Origin of the sequence: Micromonospora sp. RHAY321 (assembly GCF_023896955.1) — a bacterium.
GTDB lineage: Bacteria > Actinomycetota > Actinomycetes > Mycobacteriales > Micromonosporaceae > Micromonospora.
Map to the genome: position 1 here is coordinate 182,859 of NZ_JAMHIW010000008.1, position 17,938 is coordinate 200,796.

The following is a 17,938-nucleotide window of genomic DNA, read 5'->3' on the forward strand; positions in this document are numbered from 1 at the left end:
GGTCTCCCCCCGTGTGTCAGAACCCGAGCTTCTCGTAGCTGCTCGCGTTCTCCTTGGTGATCGTCTCGGAGGCGAGGGTCACTTCCTTGGGCACCTGCAGCTCCGTGAGGTCGCCCAGGCCCCGGCCCTGCGCGATGAGCCGGGCGAGTGAGATCGCCGACGAGGCCATCGACGGGTTGTAGGTGACCGTCGCCTTGAGCACCGTGTTGTCGGCCTTGATGGCGTCGATCGCGACCTTCGCGCCCGCGCCGCCGACCATGAAGAACTCCTTGCGGCCAGCCTGGTTGATGGCGGCGAGCACGCCGATGCCCTGGTCGTCGTCGTGGTTCCAGATGGCGTCGATCTTGGGCAGCGCCTGGAGCAGCTGGGCCGCCTCGCGCTGGCCGCTGTCGGAGGTGAACTCGGCCGAGCGGCGGTTGCTCACCTTGAACCCGTACGTCGCCAGGGCCGCCGCGAAGCCGGCGCTGCGCTCGACGGTCAGCGGGATCTCCAGACCGGCGATCTCACCGATCACCGGGTTGCTGACGCCCTTGTCCTTGAGCTGCTTACCGATGAAGTGCCCGGCCGAGACGCCCATGCCGTAGTTGTCGCCCTTGATGACCAGCCGCGAGGCCAACGCGTCGGGGAAGGCCCGGTCGAGGTTCACGATCGGGATGCCCGCCTGCATCGCCTGGAGGGCAACGGCGTTGACCTCCTTGCCGTCGTGCGGCAGCACGACGATGATGTCCGGCTTCTGGGCGATCAGGGTGCCGAGAGTCGAGCGCTGGGCCTCGGAGTTCGACCCACCGTCGACCTCCTTGAACTCCACGTCGGAGTAGGCGGCCGCCTGGGCCTTGGCGTTGGCGTGGATCGCGCCCATCCAGCCGTGGTCGGCGGCGGGAGCGGAGAAGCCGATGACCACCTTCTTGCCGGGAGCGTTGTTGCCGGCGCCGTCTCCGGCGGCCTTGGTCTGGGTGCTGGCCGCCGGGGTCTCGTTGCTGGTGCAGGCGGTGAGCAGGGTGGCGGCACCGACGGCGGCACCGCCGAACAGCAACCGACGGCGCGACACGTCGCGACTGTGCTGGGTCATGACGACCTCCTGGGAGCGGGTTTCAGTTGGTGAGGGTGTGCGAGGTCCGGCCACTGTCGAATGTCTCGACGTCGCCAGGAACAACGTGCGGTGCATCAGGGTGTGGTGGTGAGCCTGTTCCGCGCGAGGAGCCGAGTGAAGGACTTGAACTGGAACTGCTGGACCAGGACGGCGGCGACGATAATGCCGCCCTTGACCATGTTCTGCGCCTCGATGGAGAGGCCGTTGATGGCGAAGAGGTTGGTGATCGTGGCGAAGATGATCACGCCGAGCAGTGAGCCGACGATCGTGCCCCGGCCGCCGCTGAGCAGAGTGCCGCCGATGATCGCCGCGGCGATCGCGTCCAGCTCGTAGAGGTTGGCCATCGCCGCCTGCGCCGAGGTGGCCTGGGAGGTCAGCATGATGGCGGCGATACCGCAGCAGAGACCGGAGAGCGCGTACAGCAGCATGGTGTGCCGGCGGACGTTGATGCCGGCCAGCCGCGCGGCCTCCGGGTTACCGCCGACGGCGATGGTGCGCCGACCGAAGGTCGTCCGGTTGAGCAGGACCCACCCGGCCAGGACCACCGCGCCGAGGATGTAGACGAGGATCGGAATCCCCAGCACCTTGCGCGCCGCGATGTCGTTGATGACCGTGCTGGTCGACACCTGGGTCTGCTTGTTGGAGATCTGCGCCGCCAGGCCACGCGCGGCCACCAGCATCGCCAGCGTCGCGATGAACGGCACCAGTCGCCCGTACGAGATGAGCACACCGTTGACCAGGCCGACGCAGATGCCGACCGCGATCGCCGCGAAGATCATGCCGCCGGCGCCGTAGCTCTGGGTGGCCACCGTGGTGCACCAGACGCCCGCCAGCGCGACGATCGCTCCGACCGACAGGTCGATCCCGCCGCCGATGATCACGAAGGTCATGCCCACGGTGACCACGCCGACGACGGAGGCGAGCTGCAGGATGGCCAGGACGTTGTTCCAGACCCAGGTGGGGTCGCCGTAGAGATCGGGCTTGGTGATCGCACCCACCGCGATGAGTGCGGCGAGCACCCCGATCAGACCGAGGTTGCGCTTGGCGCCCTCGCCGCCGTCACCCCGCCACCAGGACAGCTTTCCGGTGGAGGCCGCCTTGTCGCCGGCCACCGCCGTCTCGGCCGGGTCCACCGGCGGGGACTGCGCCGGCAACTGCGGGCGCTCCGGTGTCGCGGTGGGAGTGGGAGTCGCGTCGCTCATGCCGGTGCGCCTTCCATCAGGGACCCCGCCATCACGAGGTCGAGCACGGTGTTCTCGTCGAGTTCGCCGGCGGGGGCCTCGCGGATGACCCGCCCCTCCCGCATCACCAGCACCCGGTCGGCCAGGCCGAGCACCTCAGGCACCTCGCTGGAGACCAGCAGCACCCCGACACCGCGGGCGGCCAGCCCGCGGATGACCTGGTACAGCTCGGCCCGGGCGCCGATGTCCACGCCCCGGGTCGGCTCGTCCAGCAACAGCAGCTTGGTGTCGCCGAGCAGCCAGCGCCCGACCACCACCTTCTGCTGGTTACCGCCGGAGAGGGTGCGTACCGGCCGGCGGACGTCGCGGGGCCGCAGCTCCAGGCTCTCGGCGATCCGGTCCGCCTCGGCCTCCTCGGCGCCGGCGTTGGTGAAGCCGAACCGGGCGTACCGGCCGAAGGTCGCCAGCGTGACGTTGCGGTAGATCGGTTCGCCGAGCAGCAGCGCCTGGCTCTTGCGCTCCTCGGGCGCCATGCCCATCCCGGCCCGGACCGCCGCGCCCACGCTGCCGGCCCGCAGCGCCTTACCGGCCATCCGGACCGTGCCGGCCTCGGCCGGCCGCGCGCCGTAGATGGTCTCCAGCAGCTCGGAGCGGCCGGAGCCGACCAGCCCGGCGATGCCGACGATCTCGCCGGCCCGGACGTCGAGTGACACGTCGGCGAACTCGCCCGACCGGGTCAGCCCGTCGACCTGGAGCAGCTCCGCGCCGGCCGGGCCGGCCGCCGGGCGCTCCGGGAAGACGTACTCGATGCTCCGGCCGGTCATCCGGCTGACCAGGTCGCGGGTGGGAGTATCCCGGGCCGGCAGGTTCGCCGCCGTCGTCCGGCCGTCCTTGAGGACGGTGACCCGGTCGCCGATCTCGCGGATCTCCTCCAGCCGGTGGGAGATGTAGATGACGGCGATGCCCTGGGCGGTCAGCTCCCGGATGATCCGGAACAGGTTGCCCACCTCGTCGTGTGCCAGCACGGCGCTCGGCTCGTCCATGATGATCAGTCGTGCCTCGTGCGACAGGGCGCGGGCCATGCTGACGATCTGCTTGCCCGCCGCCGGCAGCGCCCGAACCATCCGGCCCGGTGGGATCTCGCCGTGGCCGAGCCGGCCGAGGATCTGCCGGGTCCGCCGGGCCATGTGCCCACGCCGGACGAAGCCCATCCGGCGCGGCTCGTGACCGAGGAAGGCGTTCTCCCCCACCGACAGGTCGTCGACCAGGTCCAGTTCCTGGTAGATGGTGGCGATGCCGGCGCGCATGGCGGCCTGCGGGTTGGCGAACGTGATCGGCTCGCCCCGCCACTCGACCTGCCCGGAATCCGGCTGGTGGACGCCGGCCAGCACCTTGATCAGGGTGGACTTGCCCGCGCCGTTCTGCCCGAGCAGACAGTGCACCTCGCCGGCGCGCACCTCCAGCTGAACGCCGTCGAGGGCGCGTACCCCGGGGAAGGTCTTGACCAGATCGGTGAGGCGCAGGACCACCTCGCCAGCGACGGTGTCGGCGGGAGCCTCGACCAACGGCGCCTGCGTGCCGGCGTCCGCCGGACCGGTGGCGGCGATCTCCTCGGGCTGGGCCACAGTCTCCTCCTCGCTCACGACGGTTCTTCGGTTGGCGACTGCGGGGTCGCGGACGGCGTCTCTGCTCGCGGCTGCGGGGTCATGAGGCTTCCCCGAAGGCGACGTCGCTGGCGAGCACGGCCGCACCGGCGACGCCGGCACGGCCGCCCAGCTCGGACAGCACGACGGGCAGGTTGCCGGTGGCCAGCGGCAGCGACCGGCGGTAGACCACGCTGCGGATCTCGGCGAGCAGGATGTGCCCGAGCTGGGCGAGCCCGCCGCCGATCACGATCATCGACGGGTTGGTGAAGCTGACCAGGCCGGCGAGCACCCCGCCGACGCGCCGTCCGCCGTCGCGGATCAGCTGGATGCAGGACACGTCCCCCTCGACGGCGCCCTCGGCGACGTCCAGCGCGGTCACCGCGCCGCGCAGGGCCAACCGCTCGGCCAGCGCCGGCGACGCCCCGCTGCGGGCGGCGGCGATGGCGTCCTTGGCCAACGCGGCACCGCTGAACAGCGCCTCCAGGCAGCCGACGTTGCCGCAGGAGCACATCGGACCGTGCGAGTCGACCTGGATGTGGCCGATGTCCCCGGCGCAGCCGTCGGTGCCCCGGTAGACCTCGCCGGTGAGGTAGATGCCGCACCCTATTCCGGTGCCGATCTTCACGAAGAGGAAGTCGTCCACCGAGTGGGCGACGCCTCCGTGACGCTCGCCGATCGCCATGATGTTGACGTCGTTGTCGACCACCGCCGGGCAGCCGTGCTCCCGGCTGAGCAGCTCACGCACCGGGAACCTGTCCCAGCCGGGCATGATCGGCGGCGAGACCGGAACACCGTCGCGGAAGCTGACCGGCCCGGGCACCCCGATGCCCACCGCGTCCAGCCGCTCGTACGCGCCGTCGACCCGGGCCTTGTGCAGCAGCTCGTTGACCCGCTGCAGGGTCACCTTCGGCCCGTTGCGGATGTCGGCGGCTTCGGCGTAGTGGGCCACCGGTTCGAGTCGGCCGTTGACCACCTCGACGTCCATCGAGCTGGCGCCCAGGTCGACGGCCGCGAACCGTAGCTTCGGGTTGAGCTCGACCAACGTGGAGCGGCGCCCGCCCCGGGACGCGGCGAGCCCCGCCTCTGCGACGTAGCCCAACGCGACCAGCCGGTCGAGCTCGGCCAGAAGGCGCGGGCGCGGCATCTGGAGCCGGTCACCCAGCTCGGCCCGGGACACGGCCCCCTCGTCGCGGAGCAACCGCAACAGCCGGACGTGCAGGGGGTCGACGGTCCGCACCGGGGACTCACCTCTTCACCGGACTCGTTCACATCGACGCAATGCCGATGTGTTGTGTCCGACACAGTAGGAGCGTTCCGTACCGCCTGTCCAGAGCTTCAACCGTTCTGATCCCAACTTTTGTCCGAAAGAACAAAAGCTACTAGTCGATCAAGAAAAGGATCACGCGATGACCACGTCCGCTCGCCGGCCGTGGGACCACCGGACAGGCAACCGCCCCGCCACCCGTTCTCCGGTGGCGGGGCGGTCACGGACCGCAGGTCAGCGAGGGCCGGCGGAGTTCCGCTTCTTCCTGAGCTTGCGGTCGTCGCGCAGCTCGACGTACGGCTCGTCGTCCACGGAGTGGCCGGCCGAGATGGCCCGGCTGCGCTCCAGCTCGGCGTCGAACTCGGCACCCAGCAGGATCGCGATGTTGCTCAGCCACAGCCAGACCAGGAAGATGATCACCCCGGCCAGAGCCCCGTAGGTCTTGTTGTACGAGCCGAAGTTGCTCACGTAGAAGGCGAACAGGCCGGAGATCACCAGCCAGATCACCACGGCCAGCACACCGCCCGGGCTGACCCAGCGGAACCCGCCGTGCCGCGCGTTCGGCGACGCCCAGTAGAGGATCGCGAACATCAGGCTGACCAGGAGCAGCAGCACCGGCCACTTGGCGATGTTCCAGACCGTGACCGCCGTGCCGCCCACCCCGATCGCGTCACCGACGATCTCGGCGAGACGACCGGTGAAGACCACGATGACGGCGCAGACCAGCAGCAGCACGCCGATCACCGCGGTCACGCCCACCCGGATCGGCAGCGTCTTCCAGATCGGCCGCCCCTCCGGCACGTCGTAGATGGTGTTCGAGGCGCGCATGAACGCCGCGATGTACCCGGAGGCCGACCAGAACGCGGCCAGCAGACCGATGATCGCCGCGATGCTGGCCAGCCCGCCGTTCTGATCCGCCTGGTTGATCGCGTCAGTGATGATCTTCTGGATGTTGCCCTCCGGCACCGCCTGGCTGACGGTGTCCTTGACGCCCTCGGTGGCGCCGGAGCCGAGCAGGCCGAGGAGGGAGATCAGCACCAGCAGCCCGGGGAAGATGGACAGCACCCCGTAGTACGTCAGTGCCGCCGCCCAGTCGGTCAGGCTGTCGTCCTGGAATTCGGTGACCGTCCGGCGCAGAGCCGCCTTCCAGCCACTGCCGGGCAGGTCGGCGGGGCTGTCCGGCCCCTCGTCCGGGCCGACGGGGCCACGGGCCGAGTCACGGTCACGCCCGCTGCCAACGGAAGACTGCTCGGAGGCCATCGCCCCTCCTCATCGTCGTGGTGTCACCTCCGACATGCCCCGAGGAGGGCGGCGGGTAACCCCTACCGGTAGAGCAACCTGCCCATCCGGCGTGAGGCGACCAGCAGGCCGAGGGCCATCATCGCCAGCAGGTAGAGGACGTCGAGCAGCCACGACCAACCGTCGACACCCAGCGCGACACCGCGGATCAGGTGCACCGACCGGTAGAGCGGGGTGACCTCGACCAGCCAGTGCAGCAGGGTCGGATAGGCCTGCGCCGGCACGAACGTGCCGGAGAAGAGGAAGAGCGTGAACTGGGCCGAGCCCATCAGGTCGAAGTCCTGCCAACTGCGCATGAAGGTGGAGAGCGCCATGCCGAGCGCGCCGAACGCGAAGCCGACCAGCACGGCGGCCGGGAGGGCCGTCAGCGCCCGGGGGACCGTGGTCAGGTCCAGCGCGATCATCACCCCGAGGAACGCCGCCGAGTAGGCGCTGCCGCGCAGCATCGCCCAGCCCAGCTCGCCGAGGGCGATCTCGAACGGCCGTACCGGGGTGGCGATCACCCCGTCGTACAGCTTCATGTACTTCATCTTGCCGAAGAAGTTGAAAGTGGTCTCCGCGAGAGCGCCGGTCATCGCCGAGGAGGCGAGCATCGCCGGGGCCACGAAGGCGGCGTACGACACCAGCCGCCCGTCGGGCAGCGGCAGGTCGCCGACCAGCGTGCCGACGCCCACCCCGATGGAGAACAGGTAGAGCAGCGGCTCCACGAACCCGGAGAGCAGCAGCAGCCAGTAGACGGACTTCAGCGCCGCGACGTTGCGCTCGACCACCGACGCCGACCGCCGGGACGCGGCGGAGACGTCGACCAGTCGAGGCAGGATCAGCGTGACCACGACATCCTCCCTAGACGACGAGCCTGCGACGGAACGCGCGCAGCGCCAGCAGCCAGCCCGCGAGAGCCCAGGCCGCCAGGTAGAGCAGGTGCCCCACGATCGACCACTGTGGGGCGACGCCGAGCGTCGCCGCCCGGCATACGTCGACGGCGTGCCAGAGCGGCGTCGCGTACGCCAGCCAGCGCAGCGCGTCGGGCAGCGACTCGACCGGGAAGAACACCCCGGCGAACAGCGTCATCGGGATGACCGCGAACCGGAACAGCATCGCCAGCCAACTGTCGCTGGACACCGACGCCGCGTACGCGAAGGTCGGCGCGGCGACGGCCAGCCCGAGCAGCGTCACCACCGGCAGGGTGGCCAGCGCCCACGGTGAGCGCAGAGCCCCGAACAACCCGGTGACCAGCAGGAACGCGGCGATCGTGCCGAGCACCCGGAACATCACGAAGGCCAGGTGCCCGGCCAGGATGTCGGCGACCCGCAGCGGCGCCGCGCTCTGCGCGAAATACGTCTTGATCCACTGGAAGTTGCTGAACACCGGCCAGGTCGAGTCGCCGATGGCCACCTGGAGGGCGGTCGAGGCGATCAGCCCGGGGACCAGCCAGTCGAGGTAGCGCACCCCGCCGACTCCCTGGTCGATGTACGCGCCGACGCCGAGCCCGAAGCCGAGCACGGTCAACACCGGCAGCAGGAACGAGGAGAACACCCCGGCCCGCCAGGTGCGTCGGTAACCCACCAGGAAGTAGTTGAACACGGCGAGCGCCGGCACCCGTGGCAACGCCGTGCGGCCCTGCTCCCGCGCCGATCCCGCCACGCTCACCCCGACCACCCCCGCCACACCGTGCCCGCCACGTCGACCTTCCTACCCCCGGGGTACGACAGGCCGCCGGTCACCCTACGGCGACCGCCACCGACCTGTCCCCCGGTTTCCTCCGGCCCGCGACCCATGATCGAGCGCGCGGGCGGAGGCGGACGCGGCGTTGACCGTGATACCTCCTGGGCATTTTTATGACTCAGAGGTATCAGGCTCGCGGCAGCAGCTCCGCCTCAAGGACGCCGTTCCGGGCGCTGCCAGTCGGGGCGTGCGTCAGCCCGAACGGTGGGTGCGAACCAGCGCCTGTACGGCGTAGCCGAGCAGCAGCAGCCCCGCTCCGGTGCCGACCACCAGACCGGCGGACACCGTCGAGGCGAGTGCGATGGCGAGGCCCACCGCCGCCACCACGCACAGCGCGACACCGAGCGGCCGGAGCAGCGGGTCCCGCAGCAGCGGCGCGAGCGGAAAGAAGTGCAGCCCGACCACCGCGCAGACCAGCACCGGGATGTACCCGGACCAGCCGACGGCGGCCAGCACGGCGGCACCCAACCCGGCTGCGGCGAACTCGGCGACGGCGATGAGCAGGTACCGCCGGTCGGTCGCCCGGTCCCGGACAGCGCCGCCGGCACCCCGGGTCGGAGCCACCAGCACGCCACCCGCCACGGCGGTGAGCAGGGCGGCGAGGCTGCCCACCACCAGCAGGGCGCGCAACGGCTGCTCGGCCGCCGGGACGCTGAACCACACCGTGGCGAAGATGCCCAGGTACAGGGCGGTCAGCGCGGGTCAGTCGACCAGGGTGCGGCCGGTCAGGTGCAGGAAGACGTCCTCCAGGCCGCTGCGCCGCACCAGCACGTTGGCCGGATTGAGCCCCAGCGTGGCGACCTCGGCGACCGCCGCGTCGCCGTCGGCCACGTACAGGAGGATGCGGTCGGGCAGCACCTCGACCCGCTCCCCCAGCCCGTCGAGCTTGCCGGCGAACGGCTCCTGCGACTCGGCGGCGAAGCGCAGCTCGACGACCTCGCGGGTGGAGTGCCGCTCGATCAGCGCCCGGGGCGAGCCCTCGGCGACGATCCGCCCGCCGTCCATCACCACCAGGCGGTCGCACAACTGCTCGGCCTCGTCCATGTAGTGCGTGGTCAGCACCAGGGTGACGCCCTGCTGCTTGAGCCGGAACAGCCGCTCCCACACCAGGTGCCGGGCCTGCGGGTCGAGCCCGGTGGTCGGCTCGTCGAGCAGCACGATCTCCGGCTCGTTGACCAGCGCGCGGGCGATGGTCAGCCGGCGCTTCATCCCACCGGACAGTGGCTCGACCTTGCTGTCGGCCCGCTCGGTGAGCTGGACGAAGTCGAGCAGCTCGGCGGCCCGCTCCCGGGCGGCGCGGCGCGAGATGCCGAAGTAGCGGGCGTAGACGGTGAGGTTTTCCCGGACCGTCAGCTCCGGGTCGAGATTGTCCAACTGGGGGCAGACGCCGAGCCGCGCCCGGATGACCGGCCCGTCACGGACCGGGTCCAGGTCGAGGATGCGCAGCTCGCCCCCGCTCGGCGGAGAGATGCAGCCGACCATCCGCATGGTGGAGGACTTGCCGGCGCCGTTGGGCCCGAGGAAGCCGAACGCCTCGCCCGAGCGCACCTCGACGTCGATGCCGTCCACGGCGGTGAAGTCGCCGAACCGCTTCACCAGCCCACGAGCCTGAATCAGTGGTCGCCCCGAAGTCACCGCCCGACCCTAGCGGCCAGGTCCGACAGCCCTCCAGGCAAATTCCCGCGACGGCCCGCGCGGCGTGGCCGACACCCGGTCCCGCCGCGACGAAACGCCCGTCGATGCCCCACTCGCCGCTCGATCGACGTGTATCGTCCCCTCGTGTCGCCCATCCGTTCGCCCGACGGTTCGCTGCCACCCGCCCGACCAGCCAACTCCCCCGCCGGCGAGCCCACTGCGGGCAGCGGCGGCACACCACCACGGCAGGTCGCGCCGTCCGGGGCCGAGGACACCGTCGCGGAGCGGACCGGCGGCGCCGACCAGGCCGCGCGGACCGACGACGGCGACACCCGCACCGCCGCCGAACGGGCGACCCGGGATCTGGCCGCCCAGTTCGAGGACGAGAAGCCGGGCCGGGTGTTGTCCGGGCCGGCCGGTCTGCTCCTCACGGCGGCGGCGCTGGCGGTCAGCGCCCTGGCCCTCTGGCAGGTGTTCCGCCCGCTGGCGCAGGGCAGCAAGTATTACCTGATCATCTTTCTGGCGGGCGTACTGCCGCTGGTCTTTCTGGCCTACCCGGCCGACCTGCGGTTGCGGGCCTGGCCGCGGGGCCGGCGGGGCCGCGCCGGTCAGTCGCTCGACCCGAGCCTGCCGGATCCGGTCCGGACGGGACCCACCATCGTGGACTGGGCACTGGTCGCCCTGGCGGTGGTCGGCTGCCTCTACCCCGTGCTGCCGGTGGCCATCGGTACGGGTGGTGGCGGCTACAACGCGTTCCTCGACCGCCAGGGTCTGCTCGTGCCGCTGGACCTGGTGATGGGCACCCTTCTGCTGCTTCTGCTGCTGGAGGCGTGCCGGCGGACCACCGGATGGATCCTGCCCACGGTCTGTCTGCTGTTCCTCGGCTACGGCTACTACGGTGGCCTGCTGCCGCAGTCGTGGCCGGTCGCCCATTCCGGGCTCGACTTCGGCCAGTTGGTCGACGCGTTCTACAACTCCGACAGCGGCTTCTACGGCACCCCGCTGGACGTGGCCGCCTCGTACATCGTGCTGTTCACCATCTACGGCGCGGCGCTGGAGCTCTCCGGGGCGGGGCGGTTCTTCGTCGACCTGTCGGCCGCGGCGTTCCGCCGCTCCCGCACCGCCGCCGGCCGGACGGCGGTGGCCTCCGGCTTCCTGCTCGGCACGGTGTCCGGGTCCGGGGCCGCGACGACCGTGAGCATCGGTGCGGTCACCTGGCCTCTGCTGCGCCGCGCCGGCTATCCGCCGGAACGGGCCGGCGGCATGCTGGCCGCGGCCGGGGTGGGCGCGATCCTCTCCCCACCCACGCTGGGTGCGGCGGCGTTCATCATCGCCGAGTACCTGGGCGTCTCGTACCTGCAGGTGCTCGGCTGGGCCACCGTGCCGACGGTGCTCTACTACCTCGGCATCCTGCTCGCGGTGGAGATCGACGCCCGACGCTCCGGGGTACGCCCGGTGGTGATCGACGTCGCCTCGCCGTGGCGCCTGCTGGGCCGCTTCGGCTACCACTTCGCGTCACTGATCGCCATCATCGCGCTTCTCGCCGTCGGCGTTTCCGCGACGCGAGCGGTCGTCTTCGCCACCATCCTGGCGGTCGCGCTCTCCTTCCTGGACCGCACACACCGGCTCACCCCCGCCCGGCTGGTGGCCGCCCTGGTCACCGGCGTACGCGGCGTGCTGGCGGTGACCGCCGTCTGCGCCGCCGCCGGCATCATCACGGCGACCACGACGAAGACGGGCCTCGGGCCACAGGCGGCGGCGCTGCTGGTCGGCGGGGCGAAGGCGGCCACCTCGGACCCGACCCTCGTGCTGGTGCTCACGGCGCTGCTCGCGGCCGTGGCTCTCACGCTGCTGGGCCTGGCCGTGCCGGTCACCGCGTCGTTCGTGATCGGTTGGGTGATCGTCGGGCCGGCGCTGCTGGACCTGGGCGTGACCCAGCCGGCCGCCGCGATGTTCGTCTTCTACTTCGCGGTCCTGTCCGAGGTGTCCCCACCGACCGCGCTCGCGGCGGTGGCCGCCGCGGCGGTCACCGGCGGTCGGCTGGTGCCGACCATGTGGCAGACGCTGCGCTACGCGCTGCCGGCCTACCTGACACCGATCGCCTTCGTGATCACGCCGGCCGGGCTCGGCCTGCTCGGCATCGGCGGCCCGGGACGGATCGTCTTCGCCGGCCTGGTCACCGCGCTCAGCGTGGCGGTGCTCGCCGTCGCCGCCGGTGGCTGGCTGCCCGGCGTTGGTCCCGCGGGTGCCCCGGAGCGCGTGCTCGGCGCGCTCGCCGGCGTCACCCTGCTCTGGCTCGAACCCGTACCGGTCACGATCGGCGCCGCGTTGGCCGTCCTGGCGGTGGCGGGGGTGCTCGTACGACGTGGATCCGCCGGCCGGACCGGCGGGCGGTCAGCCGGATCACCAGCGAACCTCCGGGAGGAGACACTGTGAGACGCATCGATGTACGGCTCGTGGCGGGCCTGGGCGTGGTCGCCCTCGTCGCGGTCGGCGCCGCCGGTTGCGGGGGTCAGCAGGGCGGCGCGGCCAAGGACGACGCGGCCAGCGAGGTCACCTGCGAGGTGACCCGGGAGACCCGGGTCGGCATCGCCACCGGCAACGCGACCGGCGTCTACTTCGGGGTCGGCAACGCCCTCGCCGGGCAGCTGTCCGGTGCGACCGGCGGCAAGCTCACCGGCACCGCGGCGGAGACCGGCGCCTCGGTGCAGAACGTCGAGCAGCTGGTGGGCGGCCAGTACGACGTGGCGTTCTCCCTTTTCGACACGGCGGTCAACGCGGTGCAGGGCAAGGGCAGCTTCACGGCGCCGCAGCCGGTCGAGGCACTCGCGCGCATCTACGACAACTACACCCAGGTCGTCGTCCGCAACGACTCCGGGATCACGTCGGTGGCCGACATGCGGGGCAAGCGGATCTCCACCGGTTCGCCGAAGTCCGGCACCGAGGTGATCGCCAACCGGCTGCTGGAGGCCGCCGGCCTCGACCCGGCCAAGGACATCCGGGCGCAGCGGCTCGACCTGACCAAGACGGTCGAGGGGATCAAGGACGGCAGCGTCGACGGCTTCTTCTGGTCCGGTGGGCTGCCCACCGGGGGCCTGACCGACCTGTTCACCACCGCCGGCGACACCGTGAGGTTCGTCGACATCGCGCCCCTGCTGCCGAAGATGAACGAGTTGAGCCCCGCGTACCAGGCCGGGACGATCGGCCGGGACGCGTACCGGACGGCGACGGACACGCCGACGATCGTCGTGCCGAACGTGCTGCTGGTCCGGAAGGACCTGGACGCCAACGTGGCCTGTGCGATCACCCGGACGGTCTTCGACAAGCGGGACGCCCTCGCCCAGGCGAACCCGGCGGCCCGGGGCATCTCCCTGGAGACGGCCCGCAAGACCGAGCCGGTTCCGTTGCACCGTGGTGCCGCCAAGGCGCTGGAGGATCTCGGCGCCAAGTGACCGGGGCGGCGGTGGGCCGCTCGTCGGGCTATCCGTCGACGGGTGCGGTGGCGGCTCGGGCCGCGCTGACCAGGCGGTCGGTCTCGGCGAGCAGGTCCTCCCCGTCCGGCGGGGTGCCGGGGTCGAGACGGACCGTCCAGGTCAGACCGTCCACCCCGGGTGCGCGCCGGGCCGCGACCCGGGCCCCGCCGCCGGGCACCGGGTGGTGTTCGGTGTGCGCGACCGAGCGGGTCACCCGGGCGCGCACCTGGTGCGGCAGCTCGCCCGGGTCGAGCAGCAGGTACGTCTCGGTCGGGCAGTCGGCGACCACGGTGTAGCCGTCGCGCTCGACGAGGGTCTCGGCGGGCGTGACGGTCAGCTCACGGCCTGACCAGACAGCCTTGAGGATGTCGTGCCAGCCGAGCCGGTGCCCCCGGCCGGGCAGCCACAACCCGAGGTTGCTGGCGACCACCACCCCGTCGCCCTCGCCGTTGCCCACCGCCGCCCAGGCCAGCACCCGCTCGTCGGGTGCGAGCGGCGGCCGATCGGCCGGGGGGAGCTTCGGCTTGCGGCTGAACAGTCCCATCTAGAGGCCTCCCGCGGCCTGCTCGCGCAGCGCCCGGGCGTGCTGCTCCAGTGACAGCAGCTCGCCGAAGGCGGCGAAGTACTCGTCCTTGTTGTTGACCGGGTTGATCCGCTGGATCCGTGACTTGAGGTCCCGGACCCGGGCCGTCACCGACCCGAACTGCACCCGCGCCATGGTGATCGACACGTAGCGCGGGTCCGGCTCGCCGTCGATGCGCAGCGGCTCCACCGCCAACTCGCCGACCAGCGCCGCCGACGCCAGGTCGTCGCAGGCGTCGCGGACCGACTCGATCCAGACGGCGCCACCGGTCGCCGACGCGGCCCCACCGGCCGCCGCGATGGCCGCGCGGACCGCGACGTGCACCGGGTGTCGGTACTCCGTGGCCTCGACGGCGTCGAACATCGGCCCCGCCAGCACCGGCTGTTGCAGGGCGAGCTTCAACGCCTCCCGCTCGACCATCGACTGCGGGCTGTCCACCGCCGGTTCGGGGCGGGCCGGCGCGGGCCGGGCGGCGGGTGCGGCGTCGCGGGTGCCGGACGGCGGGGTGTTGGCGGCGGCGAGCACCGCCCGCTGCACCGGTTCGATCTCCATCCCGAGGTCCATGGCGAGCTTGCGGACGTACTCGGGGCGCTTCTCCCGGTCCTTCAGTCGCGAGACCAGCGGCGCGGCGTGGCGCATCGCCTCGACCCGGCCGTCGACGGTGTCCAGGTCGAAGCGGCTGATCACGTGGCGCAGCGCGAAGTCGACCAGCGGTTCGCGGCGGGCGACGAGGTCACGCACCGCCAGGTCGCCCTTGGCCAGCCGCAGATCGCACGGGTCCATGTTGTCCGGGCTGACCGCGATGAACGTGCGCCCGACGAAGCGCTGATCATCTTCGAAGGCGCGCAGTGCGGCCTTCTGGCCGGCGGCATCACCGTCGAACGTGAAGATGATCTCGCCGGCCACCTCGTCGCTGTCGAACAGGAGCCGACGCAGAACGGAGATGTGGTCCGCGGCGAAGGCGGTGCCGCAGGTCGCCACCGCCGTGGTCACCCCGGCGAGGTGGCAGGCCATCACGTCGGTGTAACCCTCGACGATCACGGCCCGGCCCTGTTTGGCGATCTCCCGCTTGGCCTGGTCGATGCCGTAGAGCACGTGCGACTTCTTGTAGATCGGCGTCTCGGGGGTGTTCAGGTATTTCGGGCCGTCGTCGTCGTCGAAGAGCTTGCGCGCGCCGAACCCGATCACGTCGCCGGCGAGGTCACGGATCGGCCAGAGCAGCCGGCGGCGGAACCGGTCGATCAGGGAACCGGAACGGGACTCCCGGGACAATCCGGCGGTGACCAGTTCCTGGTGGGTGAAGCCCTGCTGGCGCAGGTGCTTGGTGAGCAGGTCCCAGCCCTCCGGCGCGAAGCCGCAGCCGTAGCGCTCGGCGGCGGCCCGGTCGAAGCCACGCCGGGCGAGGAACTCCCGGGCCGGGCGGGCACCGGCGGTGCTGAGCTGCGCGCGGTAGAACTCGACGGCGGCGGCGTGCGCGGCGACCAGGCGCTGCCGCTGGCCCTGCTGCGGGCGCGGGCGCGGGGTGCCCCTGTCGTCCTCGATGTAGCGCAGCTGGATGCCGGCGCGGCCGGCCAGCCGCTCGACGGACTCGACGAAGCTGAGGTGCTCGGCGTCCATCAGAAACTTGATGGCGTCGCCGCCCGCCCCGCAGCCGAAGCAGTACCAGACGTTGCGGGCCGGCGAGACGTTGAACGACGGGCTCTTCTCGTCGTGGAACGGGCACAGACCCTTGAGGTTGCCGCCTCCGGCGGACTTCAGGGTGACCGTCTCGGAGATCACGTCCCCGATCGAGGTGCGTTCCCGGACCAGTGCGATGTCCTCGTCCCGGATCCGCCCAGCCATGCGCCACCCCCTCGCCGTACATCCTGCCCTGCGGGACCGACGGCACGCCGGCCGGGGCACGCGCGTGTGGCGACCGCCGCTGCCGGCTCGCCGGTTCCCACCCGGGAGCCGGGGCCGCGCGGGGACCATGACCAGATGCGGAGGGTACGGACCGTGGGCGCCAGCCTGCCGGGATGGCTGGCCGGTCGGCTGGGTGTGCGCGGGCCGGCACCGCTGGAGGACGAGGCCGGGCACCGCCACGCCACCTGGCTGGAACTCTTCCTGGACGTCATCTTCGTGTACGCCCTGGCGGCGGTGGCGGCCCGGCTGGGCACCGAGCCGACCCCGTCACCGTCGGCCATACTGGCCGTGATCGGGCTCTTCCTGGTGATCCAGTGGGCGTGGCTGGGGCAGGTCTACTACGACACCCGGTTCGACCCGGACGACCTGCCGCACCGGCTGCTGGTGCTGATCGCTCTGGTCGGCGCCGGTGCCATGACGCTCGGCGTGGACGAGGTGCCGGAGAGCCCGCTGCTCCCGATCGGGTACCTGATCGTGCGGGGCGTGCTGCTCCTGCTCTACCTGCGGGCCCGGCCCACCAGCCCGAGGGCGCGCACGGTGACCTCGGTCTACCTGGTCGGCTTCGGGCTGGGCTGGCTGATCTGGTTTGTCTCGCTGACCGTGCCGACCGCGCTGCGCCCGGCGCTGTGGATCGTCGCGATGACCATCGAGCTGGCCACGCCGTGGATCGGCCGACGTCGGCTCGAACAGTGGCCGGTGGACAGCCGGCACCTGCCGGAACGGGTCGGGCAGTTCACCATCATCGTGCTGGGCAGCGCGCTGGCCAACCTGCTCTTCGCGGTGCCCGACCACCCCCGGCCGCACATGATCCTCACCGCTGGGTTGGCCTTCGTGGTGCCGGCCGCCGTCTGGTGGGTCTACACCACCTTCGTCACCACCAACCTCGTGACGAGCCGCCTCCGTGCCGGGCAGGCGTACACCTATCTGCACATCCCGCTCGGCGGCGCGCTGCTGCTGCTCGGCTGGTCGCTCGGGCAGGCGGTCCGGCTGGTCGACGCCGGCGCGAACCGGCTGCCGCTGGAGCTGCGGCTGCTGCTGGCGGCCTCGGTGGTGGTCTGGGTGCTCTGCGGGCTGGGCCTGTACGCGCTCGCCGCCCGGCCGAGCGCGGCCCGGCTGGCGATCACCGCCTACGGGGTGATCTCGGTCAGCCTCATCGGCGCGACGGTGGGCGAGGCGCGGCTGCTGTTGTTCCTGGTCGCCGCGGCGATCGTCGGGTACGCCGTGCTGCTCAACCGGCGGCTCGCCGCGGTCCGGAAGGAGTGGGACCGGCAGCGCGACGAGCGCTGAACCGTGCTCAGGCGGCCGCGGGCTCCTCGGCCGCCACCTGCCGGTTCCAGTCGGCCTTGGTGGAGCGCCAGCCCTCGTCGTCCATGCCGCGCCGCCAGTAGCCGGAGATGGAGAGCCGGTCGGCCGGTACCCCCCGCTCGGCGCGCAGCAGCCGGCGCAACTCCCGCACGAAGGTCGCCTCGCCGTGGACGAAGGCGTGCACCTGCCCCGGCGGGAACTCCAGCTCCCGCACCGCCGCCACCAGCGCGGCGCCCACCGGACGCTCCCCACGGTGCAGCCAGGTGAGCTGGACCGCGCCGGGGCTAAGCAGCTTCTGCTCCTCGGCCGGGTCGGAGATCTCCACGAAGACGTGTGCCGGAGCGCCCAGCGGCAGCCGCTCCAGGGCCGCCCCGATCGCCGGCAGCGCGCTCTCGTCGCCGACGAGCAGGTGCCAGTCGGCGTCCGGGCTCGGGGCGTACGCCCCGCCGGGGCCGACGAAGTGCACCGGGTCGCCCGGGCGCAGCGCGGCGGCCCACGGACCGGCCAGCCCCTCGTCGCCGTGGTGCACCACGTCGACGGTCAGCTCCTCGGCCAGCGGGTCCCACCGTCGCACGGTGTACGCGCGCAGCCGGGGCCACTGCTCCCGGGGCAGGTCCCGCCGGATCGCGGCGAGGTCCAGCGGCTGCGGGTAGGCCACGCCGGGCTGCGGGAAGACCAGCTTGATGTAGTGGTCGGTGAACTCGCCCACCGGCAGGTCGGCCAGCTCCTCCCCACCGAGGACGAGCCGGATGAGGTGCGGGGTGGGCCGCTCGGTGCGCAGCACCCGGACCGAGGTGACGTTCCTGGGGCGTTCCGTCATGCCACTTAGGCTAGC

At 71.8% G+C, this 17,938-nt stretch carries 14 protein-coding genes and 1 pseudogene; 3 read left to right on the forward strand and 12 right to left on the reverse strand.

Annotated features, from left to right (window positions below):
- Positions 1-16: 16 nt before the first annotated feature.
- The 9 genes from M8C17_RS19230 to M8C17_RS19270 all read right to left on the reverse strand — a co-directional run bounded on the left by M8C17_RS19230 (position 17) and on the right by M8C17_RS19270 (position 9,840).
- Positions 17-1,069 (reverse strand): substrate-binding domain-containing protein, encoded by a 1,053-nt coding sequence (locus tag M8C17_RS19230; protein ID WP_252417883.1) that lies wholly within the window; start codon positions 1,067-1,069, stop codon positions 17-19.
- Between the two features lie 95 nt (positions 1,070-1,164).
- Positions 1,165-2,292, reverse strand: coding sequence for an ABC transporter permease (locus M8C17_RS19235; protein WP_252417884.1), 1,128 nt, complete (start codon positions 2,290-2,292; stop codon positions 1,165-1,167).
- Positions 2,289-3,800, reverse strand: coding sequence for a sugar ABC transporter ATP-binding protein (locus tag M8C17_RS19240; protein ID WP_252417979.1), 1,512 nt, complete (start codon positions 3,798-3,800; stop codon positions 2,289-2,291). The genes M8C17_RS19235 and M8C17_RS19240 overlap by 4 nt, the downstream gene beginning before the upstream one ends.
- Positions 3,801-3,975: 175 nt before the next feature.
- Positions 3,976-5,154 (reverse strand): ROK family protein, encoded by a 1,179-nt coding sequence (locus tag M8C17_RS19245; RefSeq protein ID WP_252417885.1) that lies wholly within the window; start codon positions 5,152-5,154, stop codon positions 3,976-3,978.
- Between the two features lie 261 nt (positions 5,155-5,415).
- Positions 5,416-6,441, reverse strand: coding sequence for a YihY/virulence factor BrkB family protein (locus tag M8C17_RS19250; RefSeq protein ID WP_252417886.1), 1,026 nt, complete (start codon positions 6,439-6,441; stop codon positions 5,416-5,418).
- A gap of 62 nt (positions 6,442-6,503) precedes the next feature.
- Positions 6,504-7,313: an ABC transporter permease gene (locus M8C17_RS19255; RefSeq protein ID WP_252417887.1), complete on the reverse strand. Its 810-nt coding sequence runs from the start codon at positions 7,311-7,313 to the stop codon at positions 6,504-6,506.
- 10 nt (positions 7,314-7,323) lie between these two features.
- Positions 7,324-8,124, reverse strand: a complete 801-nt coding sequence (locus M8C17_RS19260; protein ID WP_252417980.1) for an ABC transporter permease — start codon at positions 8,122-8,124, stop codon at positions 7,324-7,326.
- Positions 8,125-8,397: 273 nt separating this feature from the next.
- Positions 8,398-8,868, reverse strand: a complete 471-nt coding sequence (locus M8C17_RS19265) for a hypothetical protein (RefSeq protein WP_252417888.1) — start codon at positions 8,866-8,868, stop codon at positions 8,398-8,400.
- Positions 8,869-8,907: 39 nt separating this feature from the next.
- Entirely contained in the window at positions 8,908-9,840 is a 933-nt protein-coding gene (locus tag M8C17_RS19270) for an ABC transporter ATP-binding protein (RefSeq protein ID WP_252417889.1), read from the reverse strand.
- Positions 9,841-9,984: 144 nt separating this feature from the next.
- Here M8C17_RS19270 and M8C17_RS19275 point away from each other — a divergent pair, with 144 nt between their 5' ends.
- Together M8C17_RS19275 and M8C17_RS19280 are read left to right on the forward strand one after the other, a co-directional pair.
- Entirely contained in the window at positions 9,985-12,276 is a 2,292-nt protein-coding gene (locus M8C17_RS19275) for a TRAP transporter fused permease subunit (RefSeq protein ID WP_252417890.1), read from the forward strand.
- Positions 12,273-13,292 carry a TAXI family TRAP transporter solute-binding subunit gene (locus M8C17_RS19280; protein ID WP_252417891.1) on the forward strand — a complete coding sequence of 340 codons (1,020 nt, stop codon included), beginning with the start codon at positions 12,273-12,275 and terminating at the stop codon, positions 13,290-13,292. Before M8C17_RS19275 ends, M8C17_RS19280 begins: the two co-directional genes overlap by 4 nt.
- A 28-nt stretch (positions 13,293-13,320) precedes the next feature.
- Here the strand turns inward: M8C17_RS19280 and M8C17_RS19285 are convergent, their stop codons facing one another.
- A complete protein-coding gene (locus tag M8C17_RS19285; RefSeq protein WP_252417892.1) occupies positions 13,321-13,857 on the reverse strand; it encodes a hypothetical protein in 537 nt (178 codons plus the stop codon).
- Positions 13,858-15,760, reverse strand: a pseudogene (gene dnaG, locus M8C17_RS19290) (DNA primase).
- Positions 15,761-15,873: 113 nt separating this feature from the next.
- On the opposite strand from dnaG, the gene M8C17_RS19295 reads away from it, so the two are divergent.
- Positions 15,874-17,085 (forward strand): low temperature requirement protein A, encoded by a 1,212-nt coding sequence (locus tag M8C17_RS19295; protein ID WP_252417893.1) that lies wholly within the window; start codon positions 15,874-15,876, stop codon positions 17,083-17,085.
- Positions 17,086-17,092: 7 nt separating this feature from the next.
- Here M8C17_RS19295 and M8C17_RS19300 read toward each other — a convergent pair whose 3' ends face one another.
- Positions 17,093-17,923 carry a siderophore-interacting protein gene (locus M8C17_RS19300; RefSeq protein ID WP_252417894.1) on the reverse strand — a complete coding sequence of 277 codons (831 nt, stop codon included), beginning with the start codon at positions 17,921-17,923 and terminating at the stop codon, positions 17,093-17,095.
- Between the last annotated feature and the right edge of the window lie 15 nt (positions 17,924-17,938).

Bases quoted from the DNA above. Each gene is read 5' to 3' on its own strand.
- M8C17_RS19250 (WP_252417886.1), bottom strand. From the start codon at position 6,441: ATGGCCTCCGAGCAGTCTTCCGTTGGCAGCGGGCGTGACCGTGACTCG.
- M8C17_RS19300 (WP_252417894.1), bottom strand. From the start codon at position 17,923: ATGACGGAACGCCCCAGGAACGTCACCTCGGTCCGGGTGCTGCGCACC.
- M8C17_RS19235 (WP_252417884.1), bottom strand. From the start codon at position 2,292: ATGAGCGACGCGACTCCCACTCCCACCGCGACACCGGAGCGCCCGCAG.
- M8C17_RS19295 (WP_252417893.1), top strand. From the start codon at position 15,874: ATGCGGAGGGTACGGACCGTGGGCGCCAGCCTGCCGGGATGGCTGGCC.
- M8C17_RS19285 (WP_252417892.1), bottom strand. From the start codon at position 13,857: ATGGGACTGTTCAGCCGCAAGCCGAAGCTCCCCCCGGCCGATCGGCCG.
- M8C17_RS19230 (WP_252417883.1), bottom strand. From the start codon at position 1,069: ATGACCCAGCACAGTCGCGACGTGTCGCGCCGTCGGTTGCTGTTCGGC.